This is a genomic window from Ruegeria sp. CH11 (assembly GCF_056537105.1).
Window position 1 is genome coordinate 1 of sequence record NZ_JBQFQX010000002.1, and the last position, 20,517, is coordinate 20,517.

General features: G+C 58.1%; 22 protein-coding genes and 1 tRNA gene. 15 read left to right on the forward strand and 8 right to left on the reverse strand.

The window, feature by feature from the left end; genetic code table 11:
* Positions 1 to 157: 157 nt before the first annotated feature.
* Together ACR0LX_RS03840 and ACR0LX_RS03845 are read right to left on the reverse strand one after the other, a co-directional pair.
* Positions 158 to 1,324 carry a M20 aminoacylase family protein gene (locus ACR0LX_RS03840; RefSeq protein ID WP_480782638.1) on the reverse strand — a complete coding sequence of 389 codons (1,167 nt, stop codon included), beginning with the start codon at positions 1,322 to 1,324 and terminating at the stop codon, positions 158 to 160.
* 122 nt (positions 1,325 to 1,446) lie between these two features.
* A complete protein-coding gene (locus ACR0LX_RS03845) occupies positions 1,447 to 1,743 on the reverse strand; it encodes a hypothetical protein (RefSeq protein WP_480782639.1) in 297 nt (98 codons plus the stop codon).
* Positions 1,744 to 2,170: 427 nt separating this feature from the next.
* Between ACR0LX_RS03845 and xth the strand changes: the two genes are divergently transcribed.
* Positions 2,171 to 2,950, forward strand: a complete 780-nt coding sequence (gene xth, locus ACR0LX_RS03850) for an exodeoxyribonuclease III (protein WP_480782640.1) — start codon at positions 2,171 to 2,173, stop codon at positions 2,948 to 2,950.
* 4 nt (positions 2,951 to 2,954) lie between these two features.
* On the opposite strand, the gene ACR0LX_RS03855 is transcribed toward xth, so the two are convergent.
* Both ACR0LX_RS03855 and dksA read right to left on the reverse strand, forming a co-directional pair.
* Positions 2,955 to 4,103 carry an FAD-dependent monooxygenase gene (locus ACR0LX_RS03855; protein ID WP_480782641.1) on the reverse strand — a complete coding sequence of 383 codons (1,149 nt, stop codon included), beginning with the start codon at positions 4,101 to 4,103 and terminating at the stop codon, positions 2,955 to 2,957.
* 72 nt (positions 4,104 to 4,175) lie between these two features.
* The gene (gene dksA, locus ACR0LX_RS03860; protein ID WP_039531267.1) at positions 4,176 to 4,598 is read right to left on the reverse strand and encodes an RNA polymerase-binding protein DksA; all 423 of its coding nucleotides are present in this window, start codon (positions 4,596 to 4,598) and stop codon (positions 4,176 to 4,178) included.
* 371 nt (positions 4,599 to 4,969) lie between these two features.
* Here dksA and ACR0LX_RS03865 point away from each other — a divergent pair, with 371 nt between their 5' ends.
* From ACR0LX_RS03865 to ACR0LX_RS03885, 5 genes are all read left to right on the forward strand, one after another.
* The gene (locus ACR0LX_RS03865; RefSeq protein ID WP_480782642.1) at positions 4,970 to 5,815 is read left to right on the forward strand and encodes an AAA family ATPase; all 846 of its coding nucleotides are present in this window, start codon (positions 4,970 to 4,972) and stop codon (positions 5,813 to 5,815) included.
* A gap of 123 nt (positions 5,816 to 5,938) precedes the next feature.
* The gene (locus ACR0LX_RS03870) at positions 5,939 to 6,388 is read left to right on the forward strand and encodes an N-acetyltransferase family protein (RefSeq protein ID WP_480782643.1); all 450 of its coding nucleotides are present in this window, start codon (positions 5,939 to 5,941) and stop codon (positions 6,386 to 6,388) included.
* Complete coding sequence (locus ACR0LX_RS03875) at positions 6,388 to 7,749, forward strand: DUF2927 domain-containing protein (RefSeq protein ID WP_480782897.1); 1,362 nt, start codon at positions 6,388 to 6,390, stop codon at positions 7,747 to 7,749. The genes ACR0LX_RS03870 and ACR0LX_RS03875 overlap by 1 nt, the downstream gene beginning before the upstream one ends.
* Positions 7,750 to 7,755: 6 nt before the next feature.
* Positions 7,756 to 7,926 carry a hypothetical protein gene (locus ACR0LX_RS03880; RefSeq protein WP_480782644.1) on the forward strand — a complete coding sequence of 57 codons (171 nt, stop codon included), beginning with the start codon at positions 7,756 to 7,758 and terminating at the stop codon, positions 7,924 to 7,926.
* A gap of 4 nt (positions 7,927 to 7,930) precedes the next feature.
* Positions 7,931 to 9,115, forward strand: coding sequence for a vWA domain-containing protein (locus ACR0LX_RS03885; protein ID WP_480782645.1), 1,185 nt, complete (start codon positions 7,931 to 7,933; stop codon positions 9,113 to 9,115).
* Between the two features lie 68 nt (positions 9,116 to 9,183).
* On the opposite strand, the gene ACR0LX_RS03890 is transcribed toward ACR0LX_RS03885, so the two are convergent.
* Positions 9,184 to 9,270 (reverse strand) — tRNA-Leu (locus ACR0LX_RS03890).
* Between the two features lie 140 nt (positions 9,271 to 9,410).
* Here ACR0LX_RS03890 and ACR0LX_RS03895 point away from each other — a divergent pair.
* Complete coding sequence (locus ACR0LX_RS03895; protein ID WP_480782646.1) at positions 9,411 to 10,070, forward strand: DsbA family oxidoreductase; 660 nt, start codon at positions 9,411 to 9,413, stop codon at positions 10,068 to 10,070.
* 39 nt (positions 10,071 to 10,109) lie between these two features.
* Positions 10,110 to 10,769: a lipoyl(octanoyl) transferase LipB gene (gene lipB, locus ACR0LX_RS03900; RefSeq protein WP_480782647.1), complete on the forward strand. Its 660-nt coding sequence runs from the start codon at positions 10,110 to 10,112 to the stop codon at positions 10,767 to 10,769.
* A 497-nt stretch (positions 10,770 to 11,266) separates the two neighbouring features.
* Here the strand turns inward: lipB and ACR0LX_RS03905 are convergent, their stop codons facing one another.
* Positions 11,267 to 11,686: an HIT family protein gene (locus tag ACR0LX_RS03905; protein WP_480782648.1), complete on the reverse strand. Its 420-nt coding sequence runs from the start codon at positions 11,684 to 11,686 to the stop codon at positions 11,267 to 11,269.
* A 290-nt stretch (positions 11,687 to 11,976) separates the two neighbouring features.
* Between ACR0LX_RS03905 and ctaD the strand changes: the two genes are divergently transcribed.
* The 3 genes from ctaD to ACR0LX_RS03920 all read left to right on the forward strand — a co-directional run bounded on the left by ctaD (position 11,977) and on the right by ACR0LX_RS03920 (position 14,921).
* On the forward strand, positions 11,977 to 13,635 hold the full coding sequence (gene ctaD, locus ACR0LX_RS03910) for a cytochrome c oxidase subunit I (RefSeq protein ID WP_480570464.1): 1,659 nt from the start codon (positions 11,977 to 11,979) through the stop codon (positions 13,633 to 13,635).
* Between the two features lie 155 nt (positions 13,636 to 13,790).
* Positions 13,791 to 14,390, forward strand: a complete 600-nt coding sequence (locus ACR0LX_RS03915) for a DsbA family protein (protein ID WP_480782649.1) — start codon at positions 13,791 to 13,793, stop codon at positions 14,388 to 14,390.
* Positions 14,391 to 14,432: 42 nt separating this feature from the next.
* Entirely contained in the window at positions 14,433 to 14,921 is a 489-nt protein-coding gene (locus tag ACR0LX_RS03920; protein ID WP_480570470.1) for a DUF2244 domain-containing protein, read from the forward strand.
* 2 nt (positions 14,922 to 14,923) lie between these two features.
* On the opposite strand, the gene ACR0LX_RS03925 is transcribed toward ACR0LX_RS03920, so the two are convergent.
* Complete coding sequence (locus ACR0LX_RS03925; RefSeq protein WP_480570473.1) at positions 14,924 to 15,406, reverse strand: GatB/YqeY domain-containing protein; 483 nt, start codon at positions 15,404 to 15,406, stop codon at positions 14,924 to 14,926.
* Between the two features lie 184 nt (positions 15,407 to 15,590).
* On the opposite strand from ACR0LX_RS03925, the gene carA reads away from it, so the two are divergent.
* Both carA and ACR0LX_RS03935 read left to right on the forward strand, forming a co-directional pair.
* Complete coding sequence (gene carA / locus ACR0LX_RS03930) at positions 15,591 to 16,757, forward strand: glutamine-hydrolyzing carbamoyl-phosphate synthase small subunit (protein ID WP_480782650.1); 1,167 nt, start codon at positions 15,591 to 15,593, stop codon at positions 16,755 to 16,757.
* A gap of 80 nt (positions 16,758 to 16,837) precedes the next feature.
* Positions 16,838 to 18,709: a glycosyltransferase family 2 protein gene (locus ACR0LX_RS03935; protein WP_480782651.1), complete on the forward strand. Its 1,872-nt coding sequence runs from the start codon at positions 16,838 to 16,840 to the stop codon at positions 18,707 to 18,709.
* A 6-nt stretch (positions 18,710 to 18,715) separates the two neighbouring features.
* Here the strand turns inward: ACR0LX_RS03935 and ACR0LX_RS03940 are convergent, their stop codons facing one another.
* Entirely contained in the window at positions 18,716 to 19,363 is a 648-nt protein-coding gene (locus ACR0LX_RS03940) for a GntR family transcriptional regulator (RefSeq protein ID WP_480570482.1), read from the reverse strand.
* Positions 19,364 to 19,465: 102 nt separating this feature from the next.
* On the opposite strand from ACR0LX_RS03940, the gene ACR0LX_RS03945 reads away from it, so the two are divergent.
* Complete coding sequence (locus tag ACR0LX_RS03945) at positions 19,466 to 20,110, forward strand: pyrimidine 5'-nucleotidase (protein WP_480782898.1); 645 nt, start codon at positions 19,466 to 19,468, stop codon at positions 20,108 to 20,110.
* A gap of 86 nt (positions 20,111 to 20,196) precedes the next feature.
* Entirely contained in the window at positions 20,197 to 20,445 is a 249-nt protein-coding gene (locus ACR0LX_RS03950) for a hypothetical protein (protein ID WP_480782652.1), read from the forward strand.
* Positions 20,446 to 20,517: the final 72 nt, after the last annotated feature.

Sequence of the window (20,517 nt, forward strand, 5' to 3'; positions counted from 1 at the left end):
CACAACCTAGACTGACGGGATGAAGGGAAGGCGGAAGCCTATTGAGTCCGCATCCTGAACGCGCCCAAACGGCGACTTCTTCAACACTATCCGGACAAAGCTTCAATTCGCGGCGGTGGCACCATTGTCGACTCCGGCAATCGGACTTCCGTGCGGGTCAGATCGCTAACTGTTGCTCAACAATCGTAGCAAAATACGCGCAGCCATAGGCGAGTGCGTCATCATTGAAATCGAAGGCCGGGTTGTGCAACGCCGCGCTATCTCCGTTGCCGATAAACATGAAATTGCCCGGACGTTGTTCAAGCATGAAAGAAAAATCCTCTCCACCCATGGTTGGCGTTCGGTTGCCGTCAACTGACTCGGAGCCCACCAGTTTGGAGGCTGCATCAATAGCAATGTCGGTTTGTTTCGGGTCGTTTTCCGTCACCGGCAAATCGTCAATGTAATTGAGGTGGATCTCTGTACCCGTCATGGACGCTACACCCGCGCAAATGTCGTACATCCTTTGTTTGCTCAAAGCACGCGCTTTGCTGGATAGGCTGCGCACGGTCCCTCTGATCTCGGCTGTCTCAGCAATGATGTTATCTGCTGTCCCCATGTGGATTTGCGTGATTGAAACGACATGTTGCGCCGACGCATTTATTGAACGCGATACAATTGTCTGGAAACCTTGGATGATCTGAGCAACGGCAATGGCCGGGTCGTGACCCTCGTGTGGAAAAGCTGCATGGCAGCCTTTTCCAGTTATTTGCACTTCAAAGAGGTCCGCAGACCCCATTATGCCACCCGGGCGAGTAGAGAAATGGCCGATGGGCAGACCAGGAGACGTATGAAGCGCAAAAACGCTTTGAATACCAAAACGGTCCATCAGGCCATCCTGAACCATAGCAAGGCCACCGCCTTCCGCCTCTTCCGCTGGTTGGAAAATCAGAACCGCAGTTCCGTTGAAATTACGGGTCTCAATCAGATAGCGAGCAGCGCCCAGCAGCATCGTTGTGTGCCCATCATGTCCGCAGGCATGCATCCGGCCTTCGATTTTGGACGCGTAGGGAAGGTTAGTCTGCTCCTGCATGGGTAGAGCGTCCATATCCGCCCGAAGCCCGATCACTTTTTCACTTGATGTGCTTTTGCCTTTGATGACAGCGACGACGCCGGTTTTTCCAATGCCTGTATGAACTTCGTCGGCACCCATCTCATGCAAGCGCTCAACCACCAAACCGGCGGTTCTATGCACGTCGAATGTGATTTCCGGATGTGCGTGAAAGTCGCGACGCCATTCAACGAGTTCAGATAGCTGCGTTTCGAATACTTCAGTGTGAACCATTGGTCTGCCCCAGAAATGACCTTCAATAAAATAATGCCTCATAAAAGCGGTCATAATCAATCGGCGGTTCTTCGGTAGGTTTGGGCTCGGAGCGGACCTTTGGTGCTTCCCAATAACCGGCGTCAACCTTCAACCAAATCGTAGTGTTTGATCGTTCTAGCCTCCACTAGTTCGGCTTCTGCCGCATCAATGTGAGGCGATTGATAGTCATCTCCCACGAAGGCTTTAAGCGACGACAAGTCTTTCCAGATCATCACGAAACTGAACTCTCTCGGGCTATCTGCACGAGGTGCACCTGGAAAGACTTGGACGATGCCCTCGGTTCCCTTCATCAACGGAATAGCGGTGTTGTGAAAGAACTCGCTGAATTCCTTTTCCTTACCTTCTCGAACCAATACCTGAAAAATGCGCATAATCATGCTGTCCCTCCTTTTGGCGGGGTTTCAGCCTGCATGGTAGCCTCAGGTTCAACTCTTAGCAGCAAAACTCTGAAATGCCGTCTTTGTGGCTCAAAACCGACTTACCGCGATGCAGTATGGCGCACTGCCAAAACATCTGAAAATTGATGCTGAGAGTAGGTGAATTCGACCGAGGTTCAGTTGAGGCAATGTGATGACGCAATAGTCAAACATCTCTGACATTCAACGCGCCAGATAGCCTCAGCTGGCGTGTTCATCCACCCCGCCCATGCCGCAAATATTTGTTCGGTCAGATTGGTTAAGGACCTGTTTCTTCATCTTGCCAAGTTATCCCGGAGTGCTAGGCAGCGCCTCGGCACCCCGCATCCGACTTGCCGTTGGGCCAGTTCTGGGCGATAGGTTGCCACAGGCTTTCGGAGGGCAGCGCATGAAAATCGCCACGTTCAATATCAACGGCATCAAGGCGCGGGCCGAGGCGCTGCCCCGATGGCTGGATGACGCGCAGCCGGATGTGGTTCTGCTGCAGGAAATCAAATCGATTGACGAGAATTTCCCTCGGGAGTTGTTCGAAGAACGCGGCTACAACGTCGAAACTCACGGGCAGAAGAGCTTTAACGGTGTTGCGATACTCTCGAAACTGCCGCTTGAGGATGTTTCGCGCGGGCTACCTGGTGACGACGAAGACGAACAGGCGCGCTGGATCGAGGCGACCGTGATCGGCAAGCAGGCCCTCAGAATCTGCGGGTTGTACCTACCCAATGGCAACCCGACCCCCGGCCCCAAATACGAATACAAGCTGGCATGGATGGAACGGCTTTATGACCGCGCACGCACATTGCTAAGCTCGGAAGTGCCCGCGCTGATGGCCGGCGACTATAACATCATCCCTCAGGCCGAAGATGCCAAGCGTCCTGACGCCTGGCGTGAGGACGCTCTGTTCCGCCCAGAAAGCCGCGCTGCGTTTCGCAAAATTCTGAACTTGGGGTTTACCGAGGCGTTTCGCGCTGTCACGCAAGGTCCCGAACACTATTCGTTCTGGGATTACCAGGCTGGCGCTTGGAACCGGAACGACGGCATCCGTATCGACCATTTCCTGCTGACCCCGCAGGCCGCTGATCTGTTGCGCGATTGCAAGATTGATGCCGAGATTCGCGGACATGAAAAGCCATCGGACCACGTACCGGTTTGGGTCGATCTGGATCTCTGATACTTCAGGCCGTTACGTCGAAATCGTAGATCCAGTCGTAACGCCGCCCCAACCGCGATCCCATTGTTGTAAGCACCATCTGAGCGGCCAATCGCATCGGCCCCCGCAGATGGAAATTGCGGGCATTGGACCCTGCTGCGTCAACCACGCGCCGGGCGCGCGCAAATCGCGCCTGTTCATAGGCCGCAAGGCTGTCGGCCAGTGTTTCGGCGTCAAAGGATCGCGCCAGAACCCAGGCGTCTTCCAGCGCGAGGCAAGCCCCCTGCGCCATAAACGGTAAGGTTGGATGCGCCGCGTCACCAAGCAGTGCGATGCGACCATTTTGCCATTTGCGTGCGACCGGGCGCAAGAAAAGGGCCCAGAGGTAAGTCTGATGCACCTCGGCAAGCACTTCGCGCACTTTGCCGCCGAAATCGGCGAACCGCGCGCGCAACTCGTCCGGGTCGCCCTGCAAACGCCAGCCTTCCTCTTGCCAGTCCGAACGCTCTTCGATCGCGACGATGTTCATCAGGCGTTGATCCCTGAGGGGATAAGTCACGACATGGCGACCGGGGCCCATCGTCAGATGCGCTTTGGGCGCTTTTAGGTGGCGATCCCATGGGATTGTGGCGCGCCAGGCGACCTGGTTGGTAAATCCCAGAATCTCCTCTCCGTTCAGTAGAGGTCGGATTGCGCTGCGCCCACCATCGGCTGCTATCAGGCAATCCGCTGTCAGCAGTCGACCGTCCTCAAGCCGGATATCAATCTGTTCGGCGGCGTCGTCGACGTCCCGAACACAGCTGTTCAATTGTATGTCGACACCCGCATCGACCGCCGCCGCATACAGAAGATCAACAAGGTCGGCCCTGTGATAATACCAGGTCGCCCCCGCAGAAGGTGGTAGAAGGCGGCTAACGAAGCGCCCCTTGCGATAGTCACGCACGACGGTACCGTACGAGCGTAGCCCGGCCTTGGGAACATCCCCAACCACGCCCAATGCGCGCAGGACTTTCATGCCGTTCTCGCTGATCTGAAGCCCAGCACCGACCTCGGTGATTGCCGGTGCCTGTTCAAGCACGACAACCTGTGCGCCGCGTTTCCGCAGCGCTACCGCGGCCGCCAGACCACCGATCCCTGCGCCCACCAGGGCAAATTTCACGCCCGCTAATTGCATAAATTCGATGTATCCTAAAAAAAACGCCGGAGCCACAGGCCCCGGCGTCGATTTGTTCCGACGGTTCGGCGATCAATCGTCGCGGTGAACCTTTTCGCGGCGCTCGTGCCGTTCCTGCGCTTCCAGCGTCATGGTCGCGATCGGACGCGCATCCAGACGTTTCAGCGAGATCGGATCGCCGGTCATTTCGCAATATCCGTACTCGCCCTCGTCAATCCGGCGCAGGGCCGAGTCGATCTTGGCGACCAGCTTGCGCTGGCGGTCCCGGGTCCGCAGTTCCAGTGCGCGGTCGGTTTCCTCGCTCGCGCGGTCGGCAACGTCCGGAATGTTACGGGTGTTGTCCTGCAACCCTTCGATCGTGTCGCGGCTGCCTGCTAGTAGTTCATTCTTCCAATCCAGCAGCTTGCGGCGAAAATACTCAAGCTGTCGATCGTTCATGAAAGGTTCATCTTCGGCCGGACGATAATCCTCCGGCAGAAAAACTTCCTGCTTCATTTTGGCTCCCTCGGTATGGCCAGAAACGTCGGTCGTGGTAGTGTTACCTGACATTTGGCACCCCCTTCTGCGCAGCATTTATCTGACAGGCGTAGGAATGTCACTACACAAACGTAGCGCCGTTACGTCGCCAGACAGGCTGGTTCAATTCTGAGACTTAATAAGAACAAATCGCTGTTTTTCTGTGAAACAGTCAGGGCGATTTCAAGGCGCGTGCAACCAAGGGGGCGTTGGACATTTTTCGAATCAACCGGATTCGGCCGCCGTTTTCCGATGGCGCCTGACCAGCGGACGCGGCGGACCGCTTGTAAATCGCGCAAGCGCTCTGTAACTCCGGTCAACAACGCTTTTCTAAGATCCGGATGAGGCCCATGACCGCACGATTTCAAGGCACGGCAGAATATGTCGCCACGGATGATCTGACCATCGCGGTTAATGCCGCCGTCACGCTGGAACGCCCTTTGCTGGTCAAAGGTGAGCCCGGCACCGGCAAAACTGAGTTGGCCAAGCAGGTGGCCGGCGCGCTGGGACTGACGATGATCGAGTGGAACGTGAAATCCACCACCCGCGCGCAACAGGGTCTCTATGAATACGACGCGGTCAGCCGCTTGCGGGACAGTCAGTTGGGTGACGAGCGTGTCCACGACGTCTCAAACTACATCCGCAAGGGAAAACTGTGGCAGGCATTCGAGGCGGACGAAAAGGTGGTTCTGCTGATCGACGAGATTGACAAGGCAGATATCGAATTTCCCAACGACCTGCTTCAGGAACTCGACAAGATGGAGTTCCATGTCTACGAGACGGGCGCGACGATCCGGGCAAAGCGCCGACCGATCGTGATCATCACCTCGAACAACGAAAAGGAACTGCCCGACGCGTTCCTGCGCCGCTGTTTCTTTCATTACATCCGCTTTCCGGACGAGGCGACGATGCGCCGGATCGTCGAGGTACACCATCCTGGTATCAAAGACGCGTTGCTTACCACCGCGCTAACTCAGTTCTATGAAATCCGCGAGACGCAGGGGCTCAAGAAAAAGCCCTCGACCTCAGAAGTGCTGGACTGGCTCAAGCTGCTGCTGGCCGAAGATCTGACATCCGAGGACCTGAAACGCGATGGTGCCAATGCGTTGCCCAAGCTGCACGGGGCGCTCTTGAAGAATGAACAGGACGTGCATTTGTTCGAACGCCTTGCTTTCATGGCGCGCAGCAAGCGGTGACCACGTCACATTCGGCGATTATCCTGCGATCGTCTCTTGCCACGGCAAGGGCCGGATGCCAGCATTGCCACAGATGCTCCGCCACCGTCGGGGAAGAAGTTCCGAGCCAAGAGGATTTTCGCATTGCCCGACGCACCGCTCATCCGTCCCCTGCGTCCTGAGGATCGGCCCGAATGGTCCGAGATGTGGTGCGACTATCTGGCGTTTTATGAAACAGCTGTCGCGGACGAGGTATATGACACGACGTTCGCGCGGCTGCTGGGAGATGATCCGCAGGACTTTTCCTGTTTCGTCGCGGAATCCGACGGTCACCTTGTAGGTTTGACCCATTACCTGTTTCACCGCCATGCATGGAAGCAGGAAAATGTGTGCTACCTGCAAGACCTCTTTGCACGCCCCAAGGCGCGCGGAACCGGTGTCGGTCGGGCGCTCATTCAAGCCGTCTATGATGAGGCCGACCGGCGCGGCGCACCTTCAGTCTATTGGCTGACGCAGGACTTCAACCACACCGCGCGCAAACTGTATGACCGCATTGGCAAACAGACGCCGTTTATCCGGTATCAACGCCCATGATGCGCTGGGTGGCAACATTAGCGGTGCTGGCGTTGGCCGGGTGCAACACAATTGCCCCAGCCGACCTGTCGACGCGCGCGGTATTTGTCGAAGCCGCCCTGCCACCGATCCCAAGCTTCAAGCAGACGCGGACAGCGCCACCGTCACGTTCGAACGTCAATATCGCCGAAGACTTCATCGCATTGCATTTTGCCCTGGAAAGCGGTGCGGAACTGCCGGTTTTCACGCGGTTCGAAGAACCGATAACGCTGCGATTGACCGGAACGCCGCCCGCCTCGATGCAATCCGATCTGACCCGACTACTGTCGCGCCTTCGGCGCGAGGCCGGGATTGACATCGAACAGGTAACCGAAGGCCCGGCCAACATCACGATCGAGGCCGTAAGCCAAAAGCAGATCCGACGTATCCTGCCACAAGCGGCCTGTTTCGTCGTGCCCAATTCCTCGAGCCTCGAAGAGTACCGCCGCGACCGGCGCAAAGCCAAAAGCAATTGGACGCAGCTGCGCAGGCGCGACCGTATCGGGATATTCATCCCTTATGACGTCAGCCCACAAGAAATGCGCGACTGTCTGCACGAGGAACTGGCGCAGGCGCTGGGGCCGCTGAACGACCTATACCACTTGCCGGATTCGGTCTTCAACGACGACAATTTCCACACGATCCTGACTGGTTTCGACATGCTGATCTTGCGCGCGGCCTATTCGCCGGAACTGCGCAATGGAATGACCCAAGAACAGGTCGCGCGCGTCATGCCAAACGTTCTGCGACGGTTGAATCCGAGGGGTGAGTACATAAAGACGCAGCCACGGACCGAGACGCCGCGAGAATGGATCAACGCGATGCAGCGGGCGCTCGGCCCCGGCTCGCCGTCACCCCGCCGCGTTCGGTCCGCGCAAGAGGCTATGCGGATCGGTCAGTCACAGGGCTGGACAGATCAACGCCGCGCTTATCCGCACTATCTTTTGGGCCGGATGAGCCAGTTCGACGACCCCGATGGTGCAAGGCAGCAATACGAGATCGCGCTGAAATACCTCCGTGCCACACCCGGAACCGAAGTTCACCAAGCGCATATCACGGCCCAAACCGCGGCCTATGAACTGGCCCAGGGGCGCGGTGCACAGGTTTTGCCCGAACTGAACCAGGCCATCGACGTCATGACCCGAGCCGAGAATGCTGCCCTGATGGCCACGCTGATGCTGCTCAAGTCCGAAGCGCTGCGCCAGGCCGGGCGTGCCGATCAGGCACGCGCCGTCAGGCTGGACAGTATCGGGTGGGCGCGCTACGGGTTCGGCTCGGATTTGGTGGTACGCTCGGTGACTCAAGAAATCGCGCAGCGGCCACCGCGCAATACAGGTGGATAACAACGAATGCTGCTGGTTTGGGGAATGGCTGTTCTGGGTGCCGTGCTAGGGGCGTTGAAAGCCCGCAAGCGCAACGGAAATCGGGCTGACATGGCGCAATACGCCGCCGGGTACGGTATCGCATTTGCCTTGCTGGGACTGATACTCTCCCTGATCCTAGTGCGGGTCATGGTATAGGCTGATGTTCCTGCCCTTCTTCGACAATCTTCGAAAAGCAGGCATTCCCGTCTCGCTGCGCGAATACCTGACCTTTCTCGAGGGTATGAAACGGGGATTGGCCACCTACGACGTTGAGGCATTCTACTACCTCGCCCGCGTGTCGATGGTGAAAGACGAACGCAACATCGACAAATTCGACCGCGCCTTTGCCGCCAGTTTCGAAGGTCTGAACGACATCAGCTTCGACCAGGTGCTCGAGGCCGTCGATATCCCGTCAGACTGGCTGGCCAAAATGGCCGAAAAGCACCTGTCCGACGAAGAAAAGGCCGAGATCGAAGCACTCGGCGGCTTCGACAAGCTGATGGAGACGCTCCGCGAGCGGCTCAAGGAACAACAAGGGCGCCATCAGGGCGGCAACAAGTGGATCGGGACGGCCGGAACCTCTCCGTTCGGGGCCTATGGATACAATCCCGAAGGCGTGCGGATCGGCCAGAAAGAAAGCCGCAACCAGCGCGCTGTAAAGGTCTGGGACAAGCGCGAGTTTCGCAATCTTGACGATACGGTCGAACTCGGCACACGCAACATTAAGGTTGCGTTGAAACGACTGCGCCGTTGGGCGCGCGAAGGTGCTGCGGATGAACTGGATCTGGACGGCACGATCCGCGCAACTGCAGAACACGGATATCTGGACGTCAAAACCCGTCCCGAGCGTCATAACGCGGTCAAAGTGCTGTTGTTTCTGGATGTAGGCGGGTCAATGGATCCGCATATCAAAGTGGTTGAGGAACTGTTCTCGGCCGCCCGAACTGAATTCAAGCATCTGGAATACTACTATTTCCACAACTGCCTGTACGAAGGCGTCTGGCGCGACAACCTTCGCCGCTGGGATCAGCAGACGCCGACCCACGAGGTGTTGCGCACCTACGGCTCGGACTACAAATGCATCTTCGTCGGCGACGCCTCGATGAGCCCCTACGAGATCGCCTATCCCGGCGGTGCCAGCGAACATTGGAACCAGGAGGCAGGTCAGGTCTGGCTGCACCGCGCACGGGAACAATGGACCTCGAACCTGTGGATCAACCCCGTGCCCGAGAAGTACTGGGAGTACACCCATTCCATCGGCATGATCCAGGAGATCTTCGAGAACCGCATGGTGCCGATGACCCTAGCCGGCCTGGAACAGGGCATGCGGGAACTGACGCGCTAAGCTTTGGTCCGACGGCAGCGCAGTACCACCCGCAACAAGCGCCCGATACACCGATGTATTTGATGAAATGGTGCGGTCGAGAAGACTCGAACTTCCACGGGAGTTACCCCACAGCGACCTCAACGCTGCGCGTCTACCAATTCCGCCACGACCGCACTGCCAATGACTTGGTAGAGGCGCGTATAGACGTTGATCATGGGGATGTGAAGAGGCAAATTATGTCGGTCGATTGAATTCGCGCGGCTCAGTCATATCTTGCGCGCAAAGCCCTGAAATATCCCAATGCGGAGCTCTCATGTCATCACCCGACTCCCGCCCGATTGTTCAAATCGATATCGTATCCGATGTGGTCTGCCCCTGGTGTATCGTGGGGTTTCGCCAGTTGGATATTGCGTTGCAGCAGCAGGGCGTTCTGGCGCAGCTCAGGTGGCATCCATTTGAATTGAACCCTGCCATGGGGCCGGATGGCCAGAACCTGCGCGAACATATCGCGGAAAAATACGGCTCGACCACAGAACAAAGTCAGCAGGCTCGTGACCGGCTCACGGCCTTGGGGCGCGAGCTTGGGTTCACGTTCAACTTCGACGACAGCAGCCGAATCTATAACACCTTTGCGGCGCATCAGTTGTTGGACTGGGCCGAGACGCAGGGGCGGCAACATCCCTTCAAACTGGCATTGTTCGAGGCTTATTTTACCCAACAACGGGACGTATCGGACGTCGAGGTGCTGATCCGCACAGCCGAGGATGCTGGCTTGGATCCGCAGATCGCACGCCAGATCCTGGCGTCGGGTGAGCGTGTGGAGCAGGTGCGTCAGAAACAGCAGTTCTGGACCAGCCGGGGGATCTCGGGCGTGCCGTCGATGGTGTTTGGCGGCAAATACCTGCTGACGGGCGCGCAAGGAACCGATACCTATGCGCAGGTGCTGCAACGGTGCCTGACCGAAGCCGCCTGATCCCTTTCCCCCGCACCTGAATCCGTCTAAGGACGTGTCATGGAATGGAAGACGACAGACGGGCTGACCGACTACAATGAGGCCGTCGCCTTTATGGAGACGCGGGTTGCAGCGATTGCAGCCGGCGAGGCCGAAGAATGCATCTGGCTGCTTGAGCATCCTCCGCTTTATACGGCGGGGACTTCGGCGCGGATCGAGGATTTGACCGACCCGGATCGGTTTCCTGTCTATGAAAGCAAGCGCGGGGGGCAATATACCTATCACGGGCCTGGCCAACGAGTCGTCTATGTCATGCTGGATGTGGGCAAGCGCGGACATGATGTGCGGCGCTTTGTCAAACAACTTGAAACATGGGTGATCGCGGCGTTGGACGAATTCAACGTCAAAGGCGAAATCCGCGATGGCCGCGTCGGGGTCTGGGTTCAACGCGACGACAAACCCCTGACCGCCGCTGGCAGCCCGGCCGAGGACAAAATCGCCGCGATTGGCATCCGCCTGCGGAAATGGGTCAGCTTTCATGGTATTTCGATCAATGTCGAACCGGATCTCAGCCATTTCTCAGGCATCGTTCCTTGTGGGATTCAGGAACATGGCGTGACGTCTCTGGTCGATCTCGGACTGCCGGTATCGCTGTCGGATGTGGACGTAGCCCTGCACCGGACATTTGAACAGGTCTTTGCTGACTCAACCCAGCGCTGAAGGCTCGCGAATCGCTCAAGCGCCTTTTTGGCGACGACAATCCGCTGATCGCGGGGGCTCTGTTTCCAATCGCACCGAAGTTGCCGCTGCGTTAACCTAAAAACGCTTAAAATTCAGGGATTCTTTACGCCTGCCCAATACAAACCACATTGAACCACATAGTATGTAATCGCCGTTCAAGAGTGAGTGGTGTGTTAACCGGTGATCAAGGGCTTGCCTGCGAAAACCGACTAGTGTTTGGTTACGAGTCTGCCGTTCCGACCCCATATCGGAACGGCAATTCTCTTGGAACTGACGCAGAGTTTCATCGCAACCGCACGTCAACCTACGACATCGCCGCTACGAAGGTCGATCGAAGCTGCTTGAGCACACGCAGTTTCCAGCGCCAAACACATTTTGTGTCCGACAGACCTTTGAAATTACGCGAGGCGCGGTCGATCAGCTTCGAGCAGCGTCAACAACCCCTCGGCGCATCCGCCCAGCAGGGCGCAGCGACGTCACCCCAATGAGGCGCGAATTTTCTCGGCGTGCTGTGCGATCAGATCGAAATCGCCCATCTGACCGGGCGCGCGCAGCGGGACACCCTCGTGCCGGGGCAGAACGTGGAAGTGCAGGTGAAAGACCTCCTGCCCGCCTGCGGCCTCATTGAATTGCTGGATCGTCACGCCCTCGGCGTCAAACGCCGATTTGGCCGCGCGCGCCAGTTTCTGCACCGTTGCGATCACCGCCGCCAGTTGCTCGGGCGCGGCGTCCAGCACATTCCGGCAGGGTGTTTTCGGGATCACCAGCAGATGCCCGTCCGCACGCGGCATGATGTCCATGAAAGCCAGCGTCTCGTCGTCTTCATAAACGCGTGTTGCGGGGATTTCGCCGCGCAGGATCTTGGCAAAGATATTGTCGGGGTCGTAAGCGGTCATGTCAGGTCTCCGGCGAGTTGGCGCTGTGCTTTGTTTGTGCGGGCGGGCCCGGTTAGGGTCAAGCCGCGAAATCGGCCGCAGTAACGCTCTTGAAATTGCGACCATAACGACCAGATAAGCTGCGTTCGATCTCAAAAACCGCGCGCAGCTGAGTCTGCCCGCGACAATTATTCTTGATCCATATCAAACTCGACCATTGAAGGTCGCCCCCTCGCATTCTAAAACCAGCAGGAATCCCGCGCGCCGGAGAGGTCTGGCTGCGCGGTGCAGTTGCAACAGGAGGCACCTAAATGGCAGACGCAGCCATTCATGGTCACGATCATGAAGACCAGCGTGGGTTCTTTACCCGCTGGTTCATGTCGACCAACCACAAGGACATCGGGATTCTTTACCTGATCTTCTCGGCCATTGCCGGGTTTATCTCGGTCGCGATGACCGTTTATATGCGGCTCGAACTGATGCACCCCGGTGTTCAGTACATGTGCCTCGAAGGCTTTATGGCCGATCCGTGTACGCCCAATGGGCACCTGTGGAACGTTATGATCACCTATCACGGTGTTCTGATGATGTTCTTCGTTGTCATCCCTGCCCTGTTCGGTGGATTTGGCAACTATTTCATGCCGTTGCAGATCGGCGCGCCAGATATGGCGTTCCCGCGGATGAACAACTTGTCCTTGTGGCTTTATGTTGCAGGCACCTCGCTGGGCGTCGCCTCGCTGCTCAGCCCCGGTGGTAACGACCAGCTTGGGTCGGGCGTGGGTTGGGTTCTCTACCCGCCGCTGTCGACGACCGAAGGTGGCATGTCCATGGACCTTGCGATCTTTGCCGTACACGTATCGGGCGCCTCCTCGATCCTCGGCGCGATCAACATGATCACCACCTTCCTGAATATGCGTGCGCCGGGCATGACCCTGTTCAAGGTGCCGCTGTTCAGCTGGTCGATCTTCGTCACCTCGTGGCTGATTCTTCTGTCGCTGCCGGTTCTGGCGGGCGCGATCACCATGCTGCTGATGGACCGCAACTTTGGCTTCACCTTCTTTGATCCGGCCGGTGGCGGCGATCCGATCCTGTATCAGCACATTCTGTGGTTCTTCGGCCACCCGGAAGTGTACATCGTGATCCTGCCCGGTTTCGGCATCATCAGCCACGTGATCGCGACCTTCGCGCGCAAGCCGATCTTTGGCTACCTGCCGATGGTCTGGGCGATCATCGCAATCGGTGTGCTGGGATTTGTCGTCTGGGCGCACCACATGTACACCGTTGGTATGTCGCTGCGTCAGCAGGCCTACTTCATGCTGGCCACGATGGTCATCGCGGTTCCGACGGGCGTTAAGGTCTTCTCGTGGATCGCAACCATGTGGGGTGGTTCTATCGAGTTCAAGACGCCAATGCTGTTCGCATTCGGCTTCTTGTTCCTGTTCACCGTTGGCGGTGTGACTGGCGTTGTGCTGTCGCAGGCCGGTGTGGACCGTGCCTACCACGACACCTACTACGTTGTGGCGCACTTCCACTATGTGATGAGCCTGGGTGCGGTGTTCGCGATCTTTGCCGGGGTGTACTTCTACTTCGGCAAGATGACGGGCCGTCAGTATTCCGAGTTCTGGGGCAAGGTTCACTTCTGGCTGTTCTTCATCGGCGCCAACCTGACCTTCTTCCCGCAGCACTTCCTGGGCCGTCAGGGCATGCCACGCCGCTATATCGACTACCCTGAGGCATTCGCCCAGTGGAACTTTGTCTCGTCGATTGGCGCGTTCGTGTCCTTCGCTTCGTTCCTGCTGTTCTTCGGCATCGTGTTCTATGCGCTGTTCCGTGGCGCTAAGATCACCCAGAACAACTACTGGAACGAATACGCGGATACTCTGGAATGGACCCTGCCCTCGCCGCCGCCCGAACACACGTTCGAGCAGTTGCCCAAGCAGGAAGACTGGGATAAGGGCCACGCGCACTGATCAAGTCTGAAACCCAAGAAAACCCCGCCCGAAACGGCGGGGTTTTTTCGTTCTGGGTGCTGCCTGGCGCACCACAACTCTCCAGCAAGTCGCCAGAACGACAAAAATAGGCTATTCTGGTTGGCACGACTTATCCGTCAGATCGGAGGTTCCAGATGCCCGAAATCGACTTTTGGTTTTCCATCGGCAGCACCTACAGCTTCCTGACGATCATGCGGCTGGACGACTGGAGCAACGAACACGATGCGACCGTACGTTGGCGGCCTTTCAACGTGCGTACAGTGATGACGGTTCAGCAAAATGTCCCGTTCGCGGGAAAGCCGACAAAGTCTGCCTATATGTGGCGCGATATCGAACGTCGCGCTGCCAAGTATCATATCCATGCCAGCCTGCCTGCGCCCTATCCGATTTCTGATCTGGCGCTAGCCAATCAGGTGGCTGTACTGGGCATGGGTGAAGGTTGGGGCAAAAACTATGTGCAGTCGCTTTATCGTGTTTGGTTCGAAGACGGCATCGAGGCCGGGAGTGACGCCGCCATTTCCGAGGCGCTGCACCGCTGCCAGCAAGACCCGCGCCTGATCATTGCCCGCGCGCGCAGTCCCGACACGGTCGCAGCGCTAGAGGCCGAAACCGAGACTGCGACGGGTCTTGGCGTTTTTGGTGCACCAAGCTTTGTTGTGCGCGGAGAAGTTTTTTGGGGCGATGACAGGCTGGATGACGCTCTGTCCTGGGCGCGGGTCGGACACGTCGTCTGATTAGCACTTCGACTTTGGCAAAGCTCAAGCTAGGTTCCTGCCATGCCATATGAATGGACCCGGACCCCGGATGGGGATCAGCAATTGCGCCTTTGGCCTCACAACTCATTGCCCCCACGCGGGGCGATGGGAGTGGTTCTTGCAGTTTTCCTGTTTGGTCTGATCCCGCTGATTGCAGTTTTGGGCTCGGTTTTGTTGTGGGGGTTGCTGCCGTTCCTGCTGTTGACCGTTCTTGGCCTCTGGCTGGCGTTCGAGAGGAACTATCGCGATCGCAGCGCGTCCGAGGTTTTGACGCTCAGCGCGACGCAGGCGCACCTGGTTCACCGTGACCCGCGCCGGGGCGATCTGGAGTGGACTTGCAATCGTTACTGGGCGCGACCAGAACTGCATGTGCACGGCGGCCCAGTGCCCCACTACATCACGCTGATCGGTGACGGACGGCAGGTCGAAATCGGTGCGTTCCTTTCAGAAGAGGAGCGCATTGCCCTGTATGACGATTTGGTGGAAAGGCTGCGCGCACCCGCAGCCTGAACCTAGCAGCCGTTCGTCGAGGCGCAGAGGTGATCTTTGACCATCGGTCCAACCTTGCCGAAGTCCATTTGGCCAGTGTAACGCGTTTTCAGCTCGCCCATGACCTTGCCCATATCGCGGATCGAACCCGCTCCGGTGGCCGTGATCGCGGTCTGGATCGCTTTGGAGACCTCGTCATCATCCAGCTGCTTGGGCAGAAACTCTTCGATGACCTCAACCTCTCGCAGCTCGCGCTCGGCCAGGTCAAGACGGCCGCCTTCTTCGTAGGCCCGGGCACTTTCCTTGCGCTGCTTGGTCATTTTTCCAAGAATTTCAAGGACATCCGAGTCCCCACAGCCCTTGGCCTCATCACTGTCGCCACCGCGCGTCGCGATATCGCGATCCTTGATTGCGGCATTGATCAAACGCAAGGTCGACAGGCGTTCAGCCTGTTTGTCTTTCATTGCTTGCTTCAGGGCGGTGGTCACCCGTGATCGCATATCCATTTGTTCTATCCATCCCCATGGCAAAGGAACCTTGACAATATCGAAACAAAAAGGGGGACACAACTGCCTGCAATCACATCTAAACCATTGATTTTGCTAGATAGCCCAAAATTTGAACAGACTTGACCCGGCCGCGCAACCCCCTTAGGTATGCGCCGATTTACCTTGCAGGAGAGTCGTCGTCATGGCCCAGAACGCCCCGTCCAAGCCCACCGCATGTCTGGCTTTGGCCGACGGAACCCTGTTCTACGGTATGGGTTTTGGCGCAACCGGTCAGACCGTGGCCGAGCTTTGCTTCAACACCGCCATGACCGGTTATCAGGAAATTATGACCGACCCTTCCTATGCCGGTCAGATTGTGACGTTCACCTTTCCGCATATCGGCAATGTCGGAGTGAACCCGGAAGATGATGAAACCAGCGACCCGGTCGCCGCTGGCATGGTGGTCAAATGGGATCCGACCGAACCATCAAACTGGCGCTCGGCCGAAGAACTGAAAACCTGGCTGGAGCGGCGCGGCCGCATTGCCATCGGTGGCATCGACACCCGTCGCCTGACCCGGGCCATCCGCCAGCAAGGAGCCCCGCACGTGGCACTGGCGCATGACCCGGAAGGCAATTTCGACATTGAGGCGCTGGTCGCTGCCGCGCGTGGCTTTGCAGGTCTGGAAGGCATGGATCTGGCCAAGGACGTCACCTGTGCCCAAAGCTATCGCTGGGACGAAATGCGGTGGGCGTGGCCGGATGGTTATGCCCGCCAGAACGACCCAGTACACAAGGTCGTTGCTTTGGATTTCGGCGCCAAACGCAATATACTGCGCTGCTTGGCCTCGGCTGGCTGCGACGTGACCGTTCTGCCTGCGACCGCAACCGCCGCCGAGGTTCTGGCGCATGAGCCCGATGGGGTCTTCCTATCGAACGGCCCGGGCGATCCGGCAGCAACCGGCGAATATGCCGTGCCGATGATCAAAGAGGTTCTGGACAAGACCAATCTGCCCGTGTTCGGCATCTGCCTTGGACACCAGATGCTGGCGCTGGCGCTGGGCGGGCAAACGGTCAAGATGAACCACGGTCACCACGGCGCGAACCACCCGGTCAAAGACCTTGAGACCGGCAAGGTCGAAATCACTTCGATGAACCACGGTTTCGCTGTTGACGCGCAATCCCTGCCCGAGGGCGTCGTCGAGACCCACAAGTCGCTGTTTGACGGATCGAACTGCGGCATTCGGATGGTGGATCGCCCGGTTTATTCGGTGCAATACCACCCCGAAGCCTCGCCCGGCCCGCAGGACAGCTTTTATCTGTTCGAGCGGTTCTCGGCCGCGATGGCGGAACGAAAAGCACAGGTTTAACCGCAGATTCATCCCTATTAACCGACCGTTAACCCTGTTTCAGCAAACCTGCCGAACGTTGGTACTGGCAGGGTTTGCGTATGGTTGATCTGAATTTGCAGCGGCTGAAATCGGCTAAGCCGGTTCCAGGGCCGCAGTCGCGCAAACCTTTGGGGGCCTGTCTGGTTGATCGGGGGATCATCACGCGGCGACAGCTGGTGCGGGCATTACAGATGCAGGCCCAGCAGAAAGCGCCGCTCGGGGAAATACTTGTTGCCGAAGGATGGGCCAGCCGTCAGGACGTACTGGCCGCCCTGTCCGATCAGAGTGGTTGGCAAATTGCCGATCTTGAAAAGGCCCCTCCGACCGCCGAACTGTGCGAGTTGAAACCAGTGAGCTTCTGGTTGGAACACAACGTGGTGCCCTGGCTGCGGATGGGGCCATTGCTGTTGGTGGCAACCGCGCGACCGGATGAGTTTTCCAACGTTTCCAAAGCCCTGCGTGATTGCGGCCTGACCGTTGTGCCGGTTCTGGCTGGAACTGAACAGATCGACGCTGCGATTGCCCGATGTCATTCTGGACAACTTGCAAAATCCGCAGAAACACGCGTCGAGCCCTTGCAAAGTTGTCGCAACTGGAAGGCAGGATCGCGGCTACGGGCGGCCTCGGTCGTGCTGGCCCTGTGCGCCGCTGCCGCCATGGCGCCAAAGATCGGGCTGGCCGACCTGTTCTGGGCTGCTGTCGTGACACTCTCGCTTTTCATGGTTTTTCGCGTCTTTGGCTCGGCCGTGACACTGCTGAACTGGAGGTCGGGCACCACCGAACGCGACGACCGACCGACCCGCCTGCCCTGTATCTCGATCATGGTGCCGCTCTACAAGGAACGCGAAATTGCTGACGCGCTGATCACGCGGTTGCGGCGGTTGAGCTATCCCAAAGCTTTGCTCGATGTCATTTTGGTGCTGGAAGAGAGCGACGATGTCACGCGCAAGGCGCTGGCGCGGGTAGACCTTCCCAGCTGGATACGCGCAATCGAGGTGCCTGAACGCGGCACCCTGACCACCAAACCTCGTGCCATGAATTATGCGCTGGATTTCTGCCGGGGTGAAATCGTTGGGGTCTGGGATGCCGAAGACGCGCCGGTTCCCGATCAGCTTGAAACTGTCGCGCAAAAATTCGAGCAGGTACCGGAGGAGGTCGTCTGCCTTCAGGGTGTACTGGACTACTATAATCCGCGCACCAACTGGCGGTCGCGCTGTTTTACGATCGAATATAGCGGTTGGTTTCGCGTGATCCTGCCCGGGATTGCGCGGCTGGGCCTGGTCGTGCCTCTTGGGGGCACGACTTTCTTTTTCCGGCGCGACAAGTTGTTGGAACTGGGCGGATGGGATGCGCATAACGTGACCGAGGACGCCGATCTGGGCGTGCGGCTGTGTCGGGCGGGTTACCGCACCGACATCGTGAACACCACCACTTATGAGGAGGCCAACTTTCGCGCCTGGCCGTGGGTGAAGCAACGCTCGCGCTGGCTCAAAGGGTTCATGGTGACCTATCTCGTGCACATGCGCACCCCGCTGCGCTTGCTGCAACAGCTCGGGATCAAACAGTTTCTGGGTGTGCAGGCATTTTTTCTCGGCACACTTGGGCAATTCCTGCTGGCCCCAGTGCTTTGGACCTTCTGGTTGGCCACGTTTGGCCTGCCTCATCCATTCGATGGCAAGGTCGCTGCCAGCATTCTGACGCCTTGCCTTTATCTTTTCATCGCGGCCGAGATCGCGAATATTCTGGTAGGCTCGCTTGGCGTTGCCGCTGGGAACAGGCGTTTCCTGATCCCCTGGACGCCGACCATGGCTCTGTATTTCCCACTTGGCGTGCTGGCAGCCTACAAGGCACTATGGGAGCTCGTGGTGGCCCCGTTCTACTGGGACAAAACCCAGCATGGACATGCTGAAGAGGAAGATCTGGCGGTCTGATCCGGCCTACTTTTCGCGCTGAACAGCATCTTGTTTCAGCCGCGTCATGAATGCGACCGAGATGTGCTCTTTCAGCGCTTTGTCGGCTGCATCTTCATCGCGCGCCGCGATAGCCTCGACAATCCCTTTGTGCTCGCTTTGGGCAATCTCGCCGCGCCCTTGCACCGCAAGCGAGGTCGTCGCCATCAAAGCCATGGTGCGATGAACCAAATCCAATTGCTGCACCAGGTAACGGTTGTGAGAGGCCAGATGAATCTGTTCGTGAAAGCGACGGTTCGCGCGCGACAAAGCGGTCGGGTCGTTTACCAACGCGTCATCAGCGGCAACCATCTCTTGCAGCACCTTGATTTCTTCGGGTGTTGCGTGGCGTGCGGCCAGTCGCGCGGCCAGCCCCTCCAACTCGCGTCGCACCACATACAGCTCGGCCATCTGGTTGTGATCCAGCGACGCCACGATCAGCGACCGACCGTCCCGTTCCAGCAGCGATTGGGTCTCGAGCCGTTGCAGCGCTTCGCGAATAGGCGTGCGTGAAACGCCGAACCGCTCGGCCAGCTCGCTTTCGACGAGACGATCACCGGGTTTGTAGACCCCCACGTCGATGGCTTCGAGTATCAGGCTATAGGCATCCGTGTGGGACTGTCTGGATTGGGGCATGGGATGTGTTTACTCCTCGTTCGGACATGTCTATCCGCCGAAACGGACCGCAATCAAGTGCGACCGTTGAAAACCTCGCGCGCGCGGCTTACACCCGGGATCATGGTTAAACCGGCTTTTGCACATGTCACCCAATGGGTGTTCGATCTGGACAACACACTTTATCCGCCACACATGCAATTGTTCGATCAGATCGAAGTTCTGATGACGGACTATGTAGTGCAGGCAATCGGCGTGGAACGGTCCGAGGCGGACAGGCTACGCTCGCACTATTGGCAGGAATACGGAACCACTCTGGCCGGGTTGATGGCCGAGCATGATCTGGACCCCGACCCCTATCTGCATGCGGTGCATCAGGTCGACATGAGCCATATGGAACCCGACGCGGCACTGGCCGATCACATCCGTGCCCTGCCCGGACGGCGCATCGTCTACACCAACGGCTCGGCCCCGTATGCAGAACGTGTTCTGGCGGCGCGCGGTCTGACCGGGCTGTTTGACGCGATCTACGGTGTGGAGCATGCGGGGTACCGACCCAAGCCCGAACGGGCGGCCTTTGAGACTATATTTGCGCAAGATGGGATCGAAGCAGAAAAAGCCGCCATGTTCGAGGATGACCCTCGCAATCTGGCAGCCCCGCATCAGATGGGGATGCGCACGGTTCACGTCGCACCCGACCCGCACAGCGCCGATCACATTCACCATCACACAGACGATCTAACCGCCTTTTTGGCTCAGCTGCGGTAGGCTGTCACACTGCGACGATCCGCACATTCTGCACGCGCAGCGTCAACCCTATATGCCCGTTAGCGACGAACAGAGCCGGAGGCATCATGGCCACGATCGAAATACCCCGGCGTCTGCCCATCTGGCAGCGCCTTGTTTTTGCAGTCCCCCTCTTTGGTTGGATGGCACGGGATGTGGCGGACGGCGATCCCGAAGATCTGGGCTATACAGCCGCGGCTATTTTCAGCATGTGGGGCTGTTCAGCGCTGCTTTTTGGTCTGCCCGGGCTATACCTGCCAGCGCTGGCCATGGTGCCGGTGATGTTCCTGATCCTCATCCTGATTTCGCGCGGCTGAAAACGGGACAGGATGTCACTTGGCGGATGCGGCAAAAGCACACTAGGGTCTGCGTAAGACGGAGAAAAGCGC

Coding starts and splice junctions, on each gene's coding strand:
- xth (WP_480782640.1), top strand. CDS start 2,171: ATGAAAATCGCCACGTTCAATATCAACGGCATCAAGGCGCGGGCCGAG.
- ACR0LX_RS03940 (WP_480570482.1), bottom strand. CDS start 19,363: ATGCCCCAATCCAGACAGTCCCACACGGATGCCTATAGCCTGATACTC.
- ACR0LX_RS03935 (WP_480782651.1), top strand. CDS start 16,838: ATGGTTGATCTGAATTTGCAGCGGCTGAAATCGGCTAAGCCGGTTCCA.
- ACR0LX_RS03855 (WP_480782641.1), bottom strand. CDS start 4,103: ATGCAATTAGCGGGCGTGAAATTTGCCCTGGTGGGCGCAGGGATCGGT.
- carA (WP_480782650.1), top strand. CDS start 15,591: ATGGCCCAGAACGCCCCGTCCAAGCCCACCGCATGTCTGGCTTTGGCC.
- ACR0LX_RS03895 (WP_480782646.1), top strand. CDS start 9,411: ATGTCATCACCCGACTCCCGCCCGATTGTTCAAATCGATATCGTATCC.
- ACR0LX_RS03905 (WP_480782648.1), bottom strand. CDS start 11,686: ATGACCGCTTACGACCCCGACAATATCTTTGCCAAGATCCTGCGCGGC.
- ACR0LX_RS03880 (WP_480782644.1), top strand. CDS start 7,756: ATGCTGCTGGTTTGGGGAATGGCTGTTCTGGGTGCCGTGCTAGGGGCG.
- ACR0LX_RS03875 (WP_480782897.1), top strand. CDS start 6,388: ATGCGCTGGGTGGCAACATTAGCGGTGCTGGCGTTGGCCGGGTGCAAC.
- lipB (WP_480782647.1), top strand. CDS start 10,110: ATGGAATGGAAGACGACAGACGGGCTGACCGACTACAATGAGGCCGTC.
- ACR0LX_RS03950 (WP_480782652.1), top strand. CDS start 20,197: ATGGCCACGATCGAAATACCCCGGCGTCTGCCCATCTGGCAGCGCCTT.
- ACR0LX_RS03915 (WP_480782649.1), top strand. CDS start 13,791: ATGCCCGAAATCGACTTTTGGTTTTCCATCGGCAGCACCTACAGCTTC.
- ACR0LX_RS03885 (WP_480782645.1), top strand. CDS start 7,931: ATGTTCCTGCCCTTCTTCGACAATCTTCGAAAAGCAGGCATTCCCGTC.
- ACR0LX_RS03865 (WP_480782642.1), top strand. CDS start 4,970: ATGACCGCACGATTTCAAGGCACGGCAGAATATGTCGCCACGGATGAT.
- ACR0LX_RS03925 (WP_480570473.1), bottom strand. CDS start 15,406: ATGGATATGCGATCACGGGTGACCACCGCCCTGAAGCAAGCAATGAAA.
- ACR0LX_RS03845 (WP_480782639.1), bottom strand. CDS start 1,743: ATGATTATGCGCATTTTTCAGGTATTGGTTCGAGAAGGTAAGGAAAAG.
- ACR0LX_RS03920 (WP_480570470.1), top strand. CDS start 14,433: ATGCCATATGAATGGACCCGGACCCCGGATGGGGATCAGCAATTGCGC.
- ctaD (WP_480570464.1), top strand. CDS start 11,977: ATGGCAGACGCAGCCATTCATGGTCACGATCATGAAGACCAGCGTGGG.
- dksA (WP_039531267.1), bottom strand. CDS start 4,598: ATGAAGCAGGAAGTTTTTCTGCCGGAGGATTATCGTCCGGCCGAAGAT.
- ACR0LX_RS03945 (WP_480782898.1), top strand. CDS start 19,466: ATGGTTAAACCGGCTTTTGCACATGTCACCCAATGGGTGTTCGATCTG.
- ACR0LX_RS03840 (WP_480782638.1), bottom strand. CDS start 1,324: ATGGTTCACACTGAAGTATTCGAAACGCAGCTATCTGAACTCGTTGAA.